Source organism: Curtobacterium sp. MCBD17_034 (assembly GCF_003234515.1).
Classification (GTDB): Bacteria; Actinomycetota; Actinomycetes; order Actinomycetales; family Microbacteriaceae; genus Curtobacterium.
In genome coordinates this window covers 26,712-40,554 of sequence record NZ_QKTN01000005.1, presented here as the reverse complement: position 1 = coordinate 40,554, position 13,843 = coordinate 26,712, and the positions used below count along the sequence as shown (strand labels likewise).

Genomic DNA, 13,843 nt, shown 5'->3' with positions numbered 1-13,843 from the left:
TCTCAGGCCGCTCGTCGGGGGAGCGGCTGGGTGGCCAACCGCTCGAGGGTCCGCCGGAACGCGCGCGCCGTCCCCGGCCAGAGCAGGGTGAGCCGGCCGCTCCGCTCGTCGACGTACCAGCTGCGGCATCCGCCGGTCAGCCAGACCGTGCCCGCGGCCATCGCGTCGAGGTCCGCGGTCCACCGGCGCTCGGCGTCGGGGTCCACCTCGACTGTGCGCGCACCGTCGGCCCGCGCGCGTCGCAGGACCGCGACGACGAACCGTGCCTGCGTCTCGATCATGTCGACGGCGCTGTTGTGGCCGAGCGCCGCGTTGGGCCCGTCGACGACGAACAGGTTGGGGAACCCGGCCACCAGGGTCGTCGCCCAGGCCGTCATCCCGCCGCCCCAGTGATCGGCGAGCAACAGGCCGTCGCGGCCCCGCACGCGTCGGGCGACGGGCGGTTCGGTGGCGGCGAAGCCCGTCGCGAGCACGATCACGTCGACCGGGTGCCGGCGCCCCGAGTCGGCGACGGCCTCCGTGTCGTCCACCGCGACGAGCGCCGACGACTCGAGCACGGCGCGACCGGACGCCAGCGCCGGGTAGTAGTCGTCCGAGAGCAGGACCCGCTTGCACCCGATCTCGTGGTCCGGGGTGAGCGCGCGTCGCATCGCCGGGTCGGGCACCTGCGCGGCGAGGTGGTCGAGCGCGAGCCGACGCAGGGCGTCGCGGGCGGCACCGGGAGCGCGGCGGGCGACGTGCCCAGCCTCGGCCTGGTCGAACAGCGTCGCGCGCTCGCGCGCGAGGAACGCCGGGTCGGCCGCGGCGTGCTCGCGCTCCGTCGTCGGCACCGCCTCGTCGTTCCGCGGGACGACGTAGGGCGCCGAGCGTTGGAACACGACCGTCCGTGCCGCCTCGACCGCCACGTGCGGCACGAGCTGCACCGCCGATGCACCGGTACCGATCACCGCGACCCGCGCGCCCGCCACCGACGTCTTCGGGTCCCACGCGCTGCTGTGGACGACGGTGCCGGGGAACCGATCGAGCCCCGGCACGGCCGGCAGCCGGGGTTCCGACAGCCGGCCGGCCGCGAGGACCAGCGAGCGGCACCGGACCACCCCGCGGCTCGTGGTGAGGACCCAGCCGGCCGCGTCCTCGGGTCCCTCGTGCCACCGCGCGTCGAGCAGTTCGGTGCCGAAGCGCACGTGGGGCGTCACGCCCTCGGCGCGGGCCACGCCCTGCAGGTATGCCTGGATCTCCGCGCCGGGCGCGAACCGGCGGCTCCAGTCGGGGTTCGGGCGGAACGAGAACGCGTAGAGACGGGCGGGGATGTCGCATGCCACGCCGGGGTAGACGTTGTCACGCCACGTCCCGCCGACGTCGTCCGCGCGCTCGAGGACGACGAGGTCCCGGTGTCCCGCCCGCAACAGGCCGGACGCCACCGCGATCCCGCCGATGCCGGCCCCGACCACGACCGTGTCGACCACGGCGGGCAGGGTGTGCCAGGGCGACGGTGCGACCGGCCCGGTCACGCGGGGGAGCCCTCGCCCGTCACGGCCCCGTAGTCCGTCCGTCGCTCCCGCAGGGGACGTCCCGCGGCTGCCGCGAGGGCCTCGAGGTCCCGCCGTTCGAGCACGAGGCCCGCCTCCGGGCCGGCTGACGGTCGGAGCGCGCCGTCGAGCAGGACGCCGCCGACGTCGTCCGCGCCACCTCGGAGCACGTCGGCCGCCGTCGCGAGCCCGAGCTTCGTCCACGCCGCCTGCACGTGGTCGATCCGCCCCGCGAGCAGCAGCCGTGCGACCGCGATGACCGCGCGGGACTCCGACGGTGTCGGACCGGGCCCGGCGACCGCCGCGACCGCGGCGGGTGCGTCCGCCGGGACGAAGGGCATCGGGATGAACTCGGTGAACCCGCCGGTGCGGTCCTGCACGCGCGCGATCGTCCGGAGGTGCGCGACGACCTGTTCGGGCGTCTCGACGTGCCCGTAGACCAGGGTCGCGGTCGAGGGCAGACCGGCCGCGTGCGCGGCGCTGATCGTCTCGGACCAGGTCGTCGCCGGTGGGTCCTGCCCCTCGCTCAGCACGGCGCGCACGTCGTCGTCGAGGACACGGGCGGCCGTGCCGGGCACGCTCGTCACGCCGGCGTCCCGGAGCATCCGGAGGAACCCGGGCAGGTCGACCCCCGCACGGGCCGCGCCGTCGACGAGCTCGGGTGGCCGGAAGGCGTGCACCGACAGGGCGGGGGCCGCGCGACGGACCGCGCGGACGACGTCGGTGTACACGGCAGCCGGGAGGGCCGGGTCGGGTCGTCCCTGCAGACACACCTCGGTCGCGCCGAGCGCCGCCGCCTCGGCGGCCAGTGCTGCGACGTCGTCGACGCTCAGACCGTCCCCCTTCCCGGCCTCGTGGTCGTCCCCGACGAGCCGCGCGGTGTCGATGTTGCGGTTCACGACGTGGGTCACGGCGTCGAGTCCCGCCGCGGCCCGCACACGGTCGGCGAGCTCGGCGAGCGCGTCGAGCTGCGCGTCACGGGCCGTGAGGAGCACGGCCGCGTCCTCGTCGGTGATCGTGGACGGATCGGTGTGCACCGCGACCGTCGCTGCGGCGAGCGCGGCGTCGACCCGGGCGTCGCCGACGGGCGGTGCCGCCGCGTCGCGCCCGAGTCGCACCGGCGTGCCGTCGTCGCGGGTGACGGACCGACCGCGGACGGGTGCCTGCTCGTCCGCGAGCCGGGTGACGGGATCCTGCAGGGCCTCCAGGGCAGGTCGGACGGCGTCGTCGAGCCAGCGGTCGGCGTCGGCCAGGTACCGCGGGTGGGCGGTGAGTCGCTCGCGGAGCGTGTACCCGGACCGGGCGGTGAGGTCCGCGAGCGTGTCGAGTTCCGGCCACGGCCGCTCCGGGTTGACGTGGTCGGCGGTGAGCGGACTGACGCCGCCCCAGTCGTCGACGCCCGCGCGCACGAGCAGGTCGAGCTCGGCCGCGTCGGTGAGGTTCGGCGGCGCCTGCACGGTGGTGTCCGGCCCCATCACGACGCGCGCGACGGCCACGGCGGCGACGTACTCGACGAGACCGAGGTCCGGTTCGTTCTGCATCGCCGTCCGGGGCTTCGCGCGGAAGTTCTGGACGATGGTCTCCTGCACGTGCCCGTACCGCTCGTGCAGCCCGCGGATGGCGAACAGGGCCTCGGCGCGGTCGTGGTGGTCCTCGCCGATCCCGAGCAGGACGCCCGTGGTGAACGGGATGCGGGAGCGTCCGGCGTCCTCGATGACCCGGAGCCGCAGCGCAGGGTCCTTGTCGGGGGACCCGTGGTGCACGCCGCCGGGCTCGGACCACAGCCGCGTCGCGGTCGTCTCGAGCATCATCCCCATGGAGCCCGCGACCGGACGGAGGCGCTGCATCTCGGCCCAGGACATCACGCCCGGGTTGAGGTGCGGGACCAGCCCGGTCTCCTCCCGGACGAGTCGTGCCATCGCGTGCACGTAGTCGAGCGTCGAGTCGTACCCGTGGTCCGCGAGCCACGTGCGCGCCGCACGCCAGCGGTCCTCCGGGCGGTCGCCGAGCGTGAACAGGGCCTCCTTGCAGCCCATGTCCCCACCCGCACGGGCGATCGCGAGGATCGCCTCCGGCTCCATGTACGTCGGGATGCCGCGCGTGGCGAGGCCCCCGGGGGTGTCGACGAAGACGCAGTAGTGGCAGCGATCGCGGCACAGCTGCGTGATCGGCAGGAACACCTTCTTCGAGTAGGTGATGACGCCGGCGCGTCCGGCACGCTCGAGTCCGGCGTCCCGGATCCGGGAGGCCACGGCGAGCAGGCGGTCGAGGTCGCGACCGCGGGCTCCGAGCAGGGCGGTGGCGTCGTCCACGTCGATCGGCTCGTCCGACTCGGCGCGATCGAGGGCCCGGTCGAGCGCCGGGGAACCGGGGGCGCGCCGGTCCGGGATCGGGACGGCGGTGGGGACGGGCACGGATGTGGGCACGGTCATGGCGGGCTCCCGGACGGCGTGGGCGGCGGACCGGTGCTCGACGGAGCACCCCGGACCCAAATCGAGGCCCGATCGGTGACTCCACCGATGCTAGCCGGGCTGGCGGGCGCCGCCGTCCGCCGGCCCGTCAGGTCGCCGAGGTGAGGTGCTGCCCGAGGAAGGCGACGTGGTCGGGTGCCAGGCGCCTCCAGAACGCCATGTCGTGGCCGCCGGCCTCGAACCCACCGGCCGGACGACGGGTGAATCCGTCGACGTACGTCCGGACCGCCGGTTCGAATCCGTCGCCGGTGCCGCAGTCGATCCGCACCGGGATGCCGTCGAGCGCGCGCTGCCGGCCCGTCACCGTGTTCGCGGCGAAGTCGGTCGGGTCGTCGAACGCACCGCGGGCGGTGTCCCCGGCGGTGGTCCACAGCGCGGGGGACAGCGCGGAGACGACGCGGACGCGGTGGCGCCCGAGCACTCCCGCGAAGTGCAGTGCGCCGTACCCGCCCATCGAGTACCCGGTGAACCCGAGGCGGCCCGTGTCGAGTCCCTGCCGCGCGAGCAGGGGGAGGAACTCGTCGAGCACCATCGACGCGGGGTCGTCACCGTCGGCCCGCCGGTGCCAGTAGCGGTCGCCCCCGTCGACCGCGGCGATCGCGAAGGGCGCACCACCGTGGTCGACGTGCTCGGCGAGGAACCGGTCGAGGCCGAGCCGGTCTCCGAACAGGTCCGCGTGGTCGTCCCCGTACCCGTGGAGCGCGACGACGACGGGGAGCGCGTGGTCCGACGTCGGCGCCGCGACCGTCCAGCCCACCCGTCGACCGCGTCGTGCGCGCGAGGTGAACGAGCCCGAGCTCGTCGGACGGGACGGACGTCCGGGATGCGCCCGGCGTGGCCGTCCAGGCCGAGCACCCGGTACAGGGTGGACCGCCCGGGGAGCGCCCGGAGGTCGACGGCGGCACCGAGGGCACCGACCGCGGCGACGCCGACCGCCCCGACGACGAGTGACCGGCGCGTCACGACGGCGCGGCGGGATCCGGAGGGTGCGGCCATGGGGACGATCAGGCTCCGGTGTCCGGCGGCGCGACGTGGCGGGCGTGGTGCTCCGCCGGGACCCGTGTGCCACCGGCGTCCGTCGGGGCCCCCGATGCGAGGTGGGCCGGTGTGTGGTCGTGATGCTGCGTGGGCTGGGCGGGGGCCGTGTGGTCGGCGGCGGCCGTGTGCTCGTCGTGCGGCGTGGGCTCGGTCTGCGCGTCCTGCCCGGGCTGCTGCCCCCGTCCGGGCTGCTGCCCCTGGCCGGGCTGCTGTCCCCGTCCGGGCTGCTGCCCCCGCGGGAGCACGAACACGAGCAGGAACGCGAGCAGCGCGAACGCCGCGCTGACGAGCATGGCGTGGGCCGCGGCGTCGGCGAACCCGGTGGCGAGCGCGGCCTTCGAGCGGCCGGACACCGTCAGCGTCCCGAACAGCACCGACCCGATCACCGCGATGCCGATGGCTGCGCCGACCCGCTGGATCGCGTTGACGACCGCGCTCGCGGCGCCGGCCTCGGCCGGGTCGACGGTCGCGACGATGATCTGCACGTTCGGGGCGATGAAGAACCCGTTGCCGACACCGGCGATGAACAGCGGCGCCAGGAACTCCCAGTTCGTCAGGTCGGACGCGTCCGTGAGCTGCAGGACGAGCCAGGACCACACGAGCCCGACCGTGACGAGCGCCGTACCGAGCACGAGGACGTTGCGTCCGAGCCGGCCCACGAGCCGGGCGCTCTGCGACGAGCCGGCGATCGAGCCCACGGCGAACGGGGTCGCGACGAGCCCGGACTCGAGCGCGGTGTGGCCGAGGCCGCTCTGCCAGAGGAGCGAGATCGTGAAGAAGATGCTCGTGAACGCGGCGAAGTACACCAGGGCGAGGATGACGCCGCCCGTGAACGCCCCGTGGCTGAACAGGTGCGGTGGGACGAGGGGTGCCGCACCCCGGCGGCTGACCCGGAGCTCCCACAGCGCGAACAGGGCGATGAGCACGACACCGGCCGCGAGCGTCAGGTAGGTCCAGAGCGGCCACCCCTCGTCCTGGCCCTGGATGAGCGGGACGAGCAGCGCGACGAGGCCCGCGGAGACGAGCAGGAGTCCGACGAGGTCGACGCCCTTCGCGCCCTCGCGGACGTCGAGGTCGCGTCGGGCCGGCAGGAGCGCCACGGCCGCGATGAGGGTCGCGATCCCGATCGGCACGTTGACGTAGAACACGGTGCGCCATCCGTCGGTGTCCCCGAACGCCTGGATGAGCAGACCACCGAGGATCGGCCCGAGCGCCGTGGACACCCCGATGACGGCACCCATGATCGCGAACGCACGTCCGCGCGTCCGCGGCGGGAACAGCAGCTGGATGAGGGCGGTGACCGCGGGGACGAAGATGCCGCCCGCGAGACCCTGGACCACGCGGAACACGACCAGCCAGACGGCGTCCGAGGCGATGCCGCACGCGAAGCTCGCGGCGGTGAACAGCGCGAGCCCCGAGAAGAACACCCACTTGTGCCCGATGCGGTCGCCGACCCGTCCGGCCGGGATCAGCGTCAGCCCGAACGCGAGCGCGTACCCCGAGATGATCCACGACAGCGTCGCCTCGGACGCGTCGAGCGACTGGCGGATCGTCGGCAGGGCGACGTTCACGATCGTGGTGTCGAGCAGTGCGATGAACATGCCCGCGAGGAGCACGATCATCGCCTGCCAGGCGCGGCGGGGCACGGCGTCGGCGGACGGCTGCCGGGTGGTCGGTTCGGTCACGGGTCGCTCTCGGATCGAGGATGGGCGGTGCGCACCCGGCCCGGAGGGCGGGCGGTGCGGGGTCAGTCGGCGAAGATCTGCCCGATGGGCTCGCGCTTCTCGGCCTGGAAGCGGTCCTCGGCGCGACCCAGCGCCCAGTATGCCGACAGGGACATCGCGCGGCGCTCGATTCCCCAGCCGTCCTGCAGGATCGCTCGGATCGCCTGCATGGCGCCGCGCTCACCGTGCGCGAACACCGCGACCGGCCGGGAGGGCCGCGACAGTCCGCGAACGGCCTCCGTGAGCAGTGCCCCGGCTCCGGCGACGGCTCCGTCGGGCCCACGGCGGTGGAGCCACCGCACCACGACCCCGTCCGGGGCCGCGAGCGGGAGTTCGTCCTCGGGACCGTCCACCTCGACGAACGCGCGTCCCGAGGCGGCGGCGGGCAGGGCCTCCAGGACGGCGGCCACGGCGGGCACGGCGGAGTCGTCGGCCACGAGGAGGTGCCAGGTCGCCGGGTCGGCGGTGGGGGAGTAGCCGCCTCCGGGACCGGAGAGCGCGAGGGTGTCGCCCGGCCGTGCGGACGCGGCCCAGACGCCGGCGACGCCCTCGTCGCCGTGCACGACGAAGTCGATCGTGATGGTGCGGGCGACCGGGTCGACGGCGCGGACGGTGTAGGTCCGGCGCACCGGCATGTCCTCGGGCGCGAGTCGGCCGCGGAGCGCGTCGAGGTCGTACGGCGGGGTGAGGCCGAGGTCCGGACGCGCGAACAGGAGCTTGACGTACTTGTCGGCGGCGGCCAGCCGGTCGGGCGACGCCCCGGCGACGAAGTCGTCGAACGCGGGGCCGCCGAGGTGCACGCGGACCAGGTGCGGACCGAGGCGCTCGGTCCGGTCGACCACGAACACGTGCTGGGCTCGGGCGGGCCGCGGCTGGGATCCGGCGGCAGCGGGTGCGGGGGGATTCGTCATCACCTGCAGTCTCCCAGCACATCCGCGGCGTGACCGGGCATTTCTCGGTCGATTCTCGGAGCCGCCGTGCGCGGGTACGGCCACTGAGGAGAACCCGCGTGTTCTCACAACCCGCCCCCGGCCCGCTCATGGGATCGACACAGCCTGAGACCGTTCGATCATCCCACGACCACCGGCAGGGTGCTGGCGTCGCAGCGGATCGGAGACCCCATGGCGATCGGGACGGTTGGGCGGGCAGCGCCCACACGGCGCCCCACCGAGCGGCAGCTCCGCCGGCGGCACCGGACGCGCCAGGTCACCGTCGACCTGCTCGTCGTCGCGGTGTGGGTGTCGGCCGCCATGGCGCTCGCGCTCTGGCTCACGGCGGTCCCGGTGCGGTGGGACGGCATCGGTGTCGTCGTCACCGACCTCGGGATCGCGGCTGGCCTCGTCGGGACCGACCTCGTGCTCGTGATGATCGTGCTCGCGGCCCGCATCCCGTGGATCGACCGCGTGGTGGGACACGACAGCGCGATGGCCGTGCACCGGTCCCTCGGCAAGCCGTCCCTGTACCTGTTGCTGGCCCACGCGGTGCTGCTCGTCGTCGGGTACGCGCTCGCGGCGCACGTCGATGTCCTCGCCGAGGGGTGGGCGCTCGTCACCACGTACGACGTATTCCTCTCGCTGCTCGCGATCCTGGCGATGATCGCGGTGGTCGTGACGAGCGTCGTCGCGGTCCGGCGGTACCTGCCGTACGAGGGCTGGCACGCCGTCCACCTCCTCAGCTACGTCGCGGTGCTCATCGCTCTGCCACACCAGCTGTCGCTCGGCGGCATGCTCGCGCACGGCTCGTGGCAGCGCACGTACTGGATCCTCCTGTACGCGACGGCGATCGGCGCGATCGGCTGGTTCCGGTTCACCGTGCCCGCGATCCGGAGCGTCCGGCACCGCATGGTGGTCGAGCACGTCGAGCGCATCGCGCCCGACGTCGTGTCGCTCTGGATCCGCGGACGTCGGCTCGACCGACTCGGGGCGCGCGGCGGACAGTTCCTCATCTGGCGGTTCTGGTCCGGCGAGACCTGGTGGCACGCCCATCCGCTGTCGCTGTCGGCGGCTCCGTCGAGCACGCGGCTGCGGATCACCGTCCGGTCCCTCGGTGCCGGGAGCGGTCGACTCGCGACGCTCCCGCCCGGAACGCGCGTGTCGTTCGCCGGACCGTACGGTGTCTTCACCGACCGTGTCCGGGCAGGCGACCGGATCGCCGTCGCTGCCTCCGGCATCGGTGTCACCCCGATCCGCGCGTTCCTCGACCACCTCGACGTGCCCCGGGGCGCCGTGACGATCCTCCTCCGCGCCCGGAGCGAGCGCGAGACGTACCTGTGGGACGAGGTGTTCCAGTGGGCGACCGACCACGGCGCCCGCGTGTACACGAGCATCGGACCGCGTGGTCCGGGTCCGAACGGGTGGCTCGCCGCCGCTGACACGGCGCGCGGGGTCAGTGCGGGCACCGTCTGGCCGGGCATCGCGGACAGCGACCTGTACATCTGCGGACCGGACGGCTGGTCGGACCTCGTCGAGGCGGACGCCCGACGCGCGGGTCTGCCCGCGGACCGGCTGCACCGCGAACGATTCGACTGGTGAGGAGAGGGTGGTCATGAGGAAACGGGCACTCATCGGCGGGGTCCTCGCGTCGGTCGCCGTGGTCCTGGGGTCCTGGGAGGTCGGGCAGCCACACACGACGACCACCACGACCACCCCGGCGGCCAGTGGCGACGACGGCGGTTCGTCGTCCGGCTCGTCGTCGTCCGGCTCGTCGTCGTCCGGCTCGACGTCGTCCGGCTCGACGAGCACGGCGACGTTCACCGACGGGACCTTCACCGGCTCCACGGTGTCGACCCAGTACGGCGACGTCCAGGTGCAGGTCACGGTGTCGGGCGGCAAGATCACGGCCGTGACACCCCTCCACCTCACCGACGCCGAGCAGCGCTCCGTCATGATCAGTGAGCAGGCGGCACCGCTCCTCGAGGACGAGGTCCTCAGTGCCCAGTCCGCCGACGTCGACACCATCAGCGGCGCGACCTACACGAGCGACGCGTACCTGCAGTCACTGCAGGCGGCGCTCGACCAGGCGCGATGACGTCGATCGGGTCGGTGACACCGACAGGGAACGGCGCCGGCGTCAGACGCATCGACGCGCCTGACGGCGTGCGACTCGTCGTGCCGACGATGGGCACGATGGCGTCGATCCGGGTCGACGGACCCCGCGGCGACACCCGCGGCCTGGAGGGCCGGATCACCGCCGTCGTCGACCGGCTCGACCGCGAGTTCAGTCGCTGGGACCCACGCTCCCCGGCGAGCGCCGTCGCCCACGGCCGACTCCGCCTCGGCGACACGAGCGCGGAGCACCGAGCCGTGTACGCGCTCGCGATCGACTGGCGGAACCGCTCGGGAGGCGCGTTCGATCCCCATCGACCCGACGGCACCGTGGACCTCGCGGGCATTGTGAAGGCGCTCGCGATCGAGCGGGTCGGCGCCGTGCTCGACGACCTCGACGCCGTGGGGTGGGTGTGCAACATCGGTGGTGACGTCCTCGTCGCCGGCACGACCATGACCGGGCGCCCCTGGACCGCGGGGATCGTCGACCCCGCCGACCGATCGTCGCTCATCCGTCGCGTGCGGCTCCTCGCCCGGCACCGCGCCGTCGCGACCTCGGGGACCGCGGAGCGTGGCGCACACATCTGGTCTCCGCTCGGCGACCAGTCGACGAGCGAGCGGTTCGTCCAGGCGAGCGTGGTCGCGGCCGACATCGTGACCGCGGACGTCCTCGCCACGGCCGTGATGGCCGGTGGTGCGACCGCCGCCGCGCTCGCCGCGTCCGAGCACGGGTGCGTGGTCCTCGCGGTGCGGCCCGACGGCACGACCGCGACGTGGGGGCTCGACCGACAGCTGCAGACCCGGCGCGGTGCCCACGCCGCCTAAGGGGGTACCGGGCGCGAGCACCGCGCGGGCGTCGCTTCCGCTGAAGGAGGGGCGACGGGAACGATCCTGTTCGTCCCGGACCAAGGAACCGCCAAGGAACCGAGCGACGCCCGATCCGGCAGTTCGTGCTCTCGGAGCGGACGCACCGAGCCGTCATACGGGTGCCACAGGCGGGAGCGGTGTCATCGATCCAGGCGCTTCGCGGCGCTGCATACGCCCGGAGGTCCGGGAGCACCACGATCAGGAAGACCAGCCATGACGAGCACGAACGACACGGACCGACGCCCCGACTGGGAGCACACGCCCGCTCCCGGGGTGGACCAGCGCCCGGCGCCCGATCCGATGCCCCGGGTGTCCGGCGGGGAGCGGCGTGGCGGCGTCCCGGGATGGAGCGAGGTGCCGTCGGTGCGCGTGCCGCCCGTGATGTTGCCGCCGACCTCGGTCAGGTCGTCGCGGCGCTGGTTCTGGCCGGCCGTCGTCGCTGCGGTCGCGGTCGTGGCCCTGTTCGTCGGTGGCGTCGGCGGGTACGTCATCGGGCATCGGTCGTCCGGCACGACGACGCAGCAGTTCCCGAGCGGCGGGACCGGCGGGTACGGCTCGCCGGGCGGTGGGACGGGGGAGTTCCCGGGCGGGACCGGGTCGGGTAGCGGCTCCGGCACCGGCACCGGAACCGGCACCGGCACCGGAACCGGCACCGGCACCGGCACCGGAACCGGCACGGGCACCGGCACCGGTGACGCCGGCACGTCCTCCTGACCGCGCCGGCGGCCGCCTCGGGTCAGACGACCGACCAGCCGCCGTCGCTCGGCAGGACCGCGCCGTTCACGTTCGCGGCGTCGTCGCTGAGCAGCCAGGTGATCGCAGCCGCGAGCCGCTCCGCCTCGGCGGGCTGGGGCACGGCGACCTGCATGATCGGACCGATGCGGCCGGCGGCGAAGTCCGATCGCATCGGGGCCTCGATGTTCGTCATGACCGCTCCGGGCGCGACGGCGTTCGCGCGGACGCCGCTCGGGCCGTAGAAGAACGCGACGCTCTTCGTGAGGCCGACGACGGCGTGCTTCGACGTCGTGTAGGCGACGCCGGCGGCCGAACCGCGGAACGCCGCCTCCGATGCCACGTTGACGATCGAGCCCGCGCCGGCGGGGATCATGAGCCCGAGCACCGCGCGCGTCAGACGCATGGGCCCCGTCACGTTGACGCCCATGACGCGGTCCCACGTCGCGTCGTCGACCTCGGCCGGCGGCAGGAACGCGTCCATGATCCCGGCGACGTTCGCCAGGCCGTCCACGGTCCCGTCGGCGGCCGCGATGACGGCGTCGATCGTCGCGGCCTGCGCCACGTCGCCGACCACGGTGACGACGTCGTGCCCGGCCAGCTCGCCGCGCAGGGCGTCGAGTCGGTCGGCGGCGACGTCGGTGGCGACGACGCGGGCGCCCTCCTGCACCAGCCGGGTGGCGGTGGCCCGGCCGATGCCGGAACCGGCGCCGGTCACGATGACGGTCCTCCCGTCGAATCGTCCCGGGGTGATGGTCTGCGTCATGATTGCTCCTCGTCGAACACGGGCCGCGGGTCGGCCCGGAAGCAGTTATAGCACCCAGTGCCAAAAGGAGGCCCGGTGGCAGCAGCGAGAACGGGCCGTCCCGTCGAGGTGGACCCCGACCGCGTCGCCGAGGTCGCGCTCCGGCTGTTCGCCGAGCGCGGCTTCGACGCCGTGACGATGGACGACGTCGCCGTGGCGGCCGGGGTCGGTCGGCGCACCCTCTTCCGTCTGTTCCGGACGAAGGACGACCTCGTCTGGGGCGGGACCGCCGAGGCGGCCGACCGGATCGCCGCCGAGCTCGCCGCACTGCCGGACGGGGCCGACCCCTACGAGGCGATGCGGACGGCGTACGTGGCCGCGCTCACCTTCCCGTCCTCGCTCATCCCCGTGACGCGGGCGCGACTGCGTCTCATCGCGGACCACGAGCGATTGGCGGCCGGTGCGGTGACCCGGCTCGGCGCGGGCCGTGACCTCGTCGTCGGGGAGCTGCGCCGGCGGCTCGGACCGGACGCGTCGCCGCTGCTCCTCGAGGTCCGTACCAGCGCGATCGCCGCCGCGGTGTTCGCCGCGATGACCTTCTGGGCCCGGCAGGACGGCGGCGATCCCGCGCCCGTCGTCGAGCGCGCCCTCGCCGGCCTCGTCCGGGACTGGTCGGCGGACGGCTGAGGTCCGACTGGACCCGGACGTGACCACCGGCCGACAGCGTCGGTCAGCAGTCCGTCGGCGTCCTCGGTCAGCAGTCCGTCGGCGTCAGATCGCGGCGAGCAACGCCGCACCGACCGCCCCACCGTCGTCGTCGAGCGCGGTCGCGCGGAGGTCGAGGTCGAGGCCGTGCAGCGCCACGGCTCGGACGGTCCGGACGGTCGCGTCGCGGTAGGCGTCGAGGAACCGCGCACCACCGCCGCCGATGACGACGCGCGTGGGTCGGAGGACCGTCACGAGGGTGCGGAGACCGAGCCCGACGCGCTGTCCGTACCGGTCGAACACGGCCTGCGCCGTCGGGACCCCGTCGAGCGCCGCCGCCGCCAGTCGGTCGAGCCCGCCGACGTCCTCGACGCCGGCCAGCCGCTGGAGCGCCCGACGCGATGCCGTCTGCTCCCAACACCGCGTCCGTCCGCAGTAACACGGAGCCGGCTCCTCGTCGGGCACGTCGAGGTGTCCCGCCTCGGGTTGGAACCCGTCCGCTCCGAGCACGGGTGACCCGTGCCGGACGACGGCCACGCCGATACCGGTCCCGATCGTCACGTGGAGCAGGTCGGCCGCCCCACGGCCCGCACCGACGGTCGCTTCCGCGACCGCGGCGGCGACCGCGTCGCTCTCGACGACGCAGGGTGCACCGCTGGCCGCGGTGACGAGCGGGGCGAGCGCGATGTCCGAGAACCCGGGCAGCGTGTGCGGGTTGCGGACGATGCCGTCCGCGTCGACGGGGCCGGAGGCGCCGATCCCGACGCCCGAGATCGTCGCGGGCCCGACCTGCCCGCCGGCACCCGCGGTGACGACGGCGATCCCGTCGGCGAGGAACGCCGTGGCGGCACCCGCGTCGACCGCGACCGGCGTGCGCACGGTGTGCCGTGCGAGCACGACGCCCTCTGCGTCGATCGCGGCGAACCGGGTCCCGGTGCCGCCGATGTCGATGCCGACACGGACGGAGGCGGGGAGGTCGGGCACGGCG

Annotated in this window: 12 protein-coding genes; 5 read left to right on the top strand and 7 right to left on the bottom strand. The window is 74.4% G+C overall.

Annotation, left to right across the window (positions count from 1 at the left end; all coding sequences use genetic code 11):
• Window positions 1–2: 2 nt before the first annotated feature.
• From DEI92_RS10320 to DEI92_RS10300, 5 genes are all read right to left on the bottom strand, one after another.
• Window positions 3–1,511, bottom strand: coding sequence for an NAD(P)/FAD-dependent oxidoreductase (locus DEI92_RS10320; RefSeq protein WP_220037491.1), 1,509 nt, complete (start codon window positions 1,509–1,511; stop codon window positions 3–5).
• Complete coding sequence (gene cofG, locus DEI92_RS10315; protein WP_111013579.1) at window positions 1,508–3,961, bottom strand: 7,8-didemethyl-8-hydroxy-5-deazariboflavin synthase CofG; 2,454 nt, start codon at window positions 3,959–3,961, stop codon at window positions 1,508–1,510. Before cofG ends, DEI92_RS10320 begins: the two co-directional genes overlap by 4 nt.
• A 127-nt stretch (window positions 3,962–4,088) precedes the next feature.
• Entirely contained in the window at window positions 4,089–4,757 is a 669-nt protein-coding gene (locus DEI92_RS16535; RefSeq protein WP_181434834.1) for an alpha/beta hydrolase family protein, read from the bottom strand.
• A gap of 247 nt (window positions 4,758–5,004) precedes the next feature.
• Window positions 5,005–6,723: a DHA2 family efflux MFS transporter permease subunit gene (locus DEI92_RS10305; RefSeq protein WP_258370161.1), complete on the bottom strand. Its 1,719-nt coding sequence runs from the start codon at window positions 6,721–6,723 to the stop codon at window positions 5,005–5,007.
• Window positions 6,724–6,785: 62 nt separating this feature from the next.
• Window positions 6,786–7,673, bottom strand: a complete 888-nt coding sequence (locus DEI92_RS10300) for a siderophore-interacting protein (RefSeq protein ID WP_111013433.1) — start codon at window positions 7,671–7,673, stop codon at window positions 6,786–6,788.
• Between the two features lie 210 nt (window positions 7,674–7,883).
• Between DEI92_RS10300 and DEI92_RS10295 the strand changes: the two genes are divergently transcribed.
• The 4 genes from DEI92_RS10295 (at window position 7,884) to DEI92_RS10280 (ending at window position 11,387) form a co-directional block, all read left to right on the top strand.
• Window positions 7,884–9,293, top strand: coding sequence for a ferric reductase-like transmembrane domain-containing protein (locus DEI92_RS10295; RefSeq protein ID WP_181434832.1), 1,410 nt, complete (start codon window positions 7,884–7,886; stop codon window positions 9,291–9,293).
• A 13-nt stretch (window positions 9,294–9,306) separates the two neighbouring features.
• The gene (locus tag DEI92_RS10290; protein WP_111013577.1) at window positions 9,307–9,789 is read left to right on the top strand and encodes an FMN-binding protein; all 483 of its coding nucleotides are present in this window, start codon (window positions 9,307–9,309) and stop codon (window positions 9,787–9,789) included.
• A complete protein-coding gene (locus DEI92_RS10285) occupies window positions 9,786–10,631 on the top strand; it encodes an FAD:protein FMN transferase (RefSeq protein ID WP_111013431.1) in 846 nt (281 codons plus the stop codon). Before DEI92_RS10290 ends, DEI92_RS10285 begins: the two co-directional genes overlap by 4 nt.
• Before the next feature lie 255 nt (window positions 10,632–10,886).
• Window positions 10,887–11,387 (top strand): hypothetical protein, encoded by a 501-nt coding sequence (locus tag DEI92_RS10280; RefSeq protein ID WP_111013430.1) that lies wholly within the window; start codon window positions 10,887–10,889, stop codon window positions 11,385–11,387.
• 22 nt (window positions 11,388–11,409) lie between these two features.
• On the opposite strand, the gene DEI92_RS10275 is transcribed toward DEI92_RS10280, so the two are convergent.
• Window positions 11,410–12,171, bottom strand: a complete 762-nt coding sequence (locus tag DEI92_RS10275; protein WP_111013429.1) for an SDR family NAD(P)-dependent oxidoreductase — start codon at window positions 12,169–12,171, stop codon at window positions 11,410–11,412.
• 75 nt (window positions 12,172–12,246) lie between these two features.
• On the opposite strand from DEI92_RS10275, the gene DEI92_RS10270 reads away from it, so the two are divergent.
• Window positions 12,247–12,837, top strand: coding sequence for a TetR family transcriptional regulator (locus DEI92_RS10270; RefSeq protein WP_111013428.1), 591 nt, complete (start codon window positions 12,247–12,249; stop codon window positions 12,835–12,837).
• 84 nt (window positions 12,838–12,921) lie between these two features.
• Here the strand turns inward: DEI92_RS10270 and DEI92_RS10265 are convergent, their stop codons facing one another.
• A complete protein-coding gene (locus DEI92_RS10265; RefSeq protein WP_181434828.1) occupies window positions 12,922–13,839 on the bottom strand; it encodes an ROK family protein in 918 nt (305 codons plus the stop codon).
• Window positions 13,840–13,843: the final 4 nt, after the last annotated feature.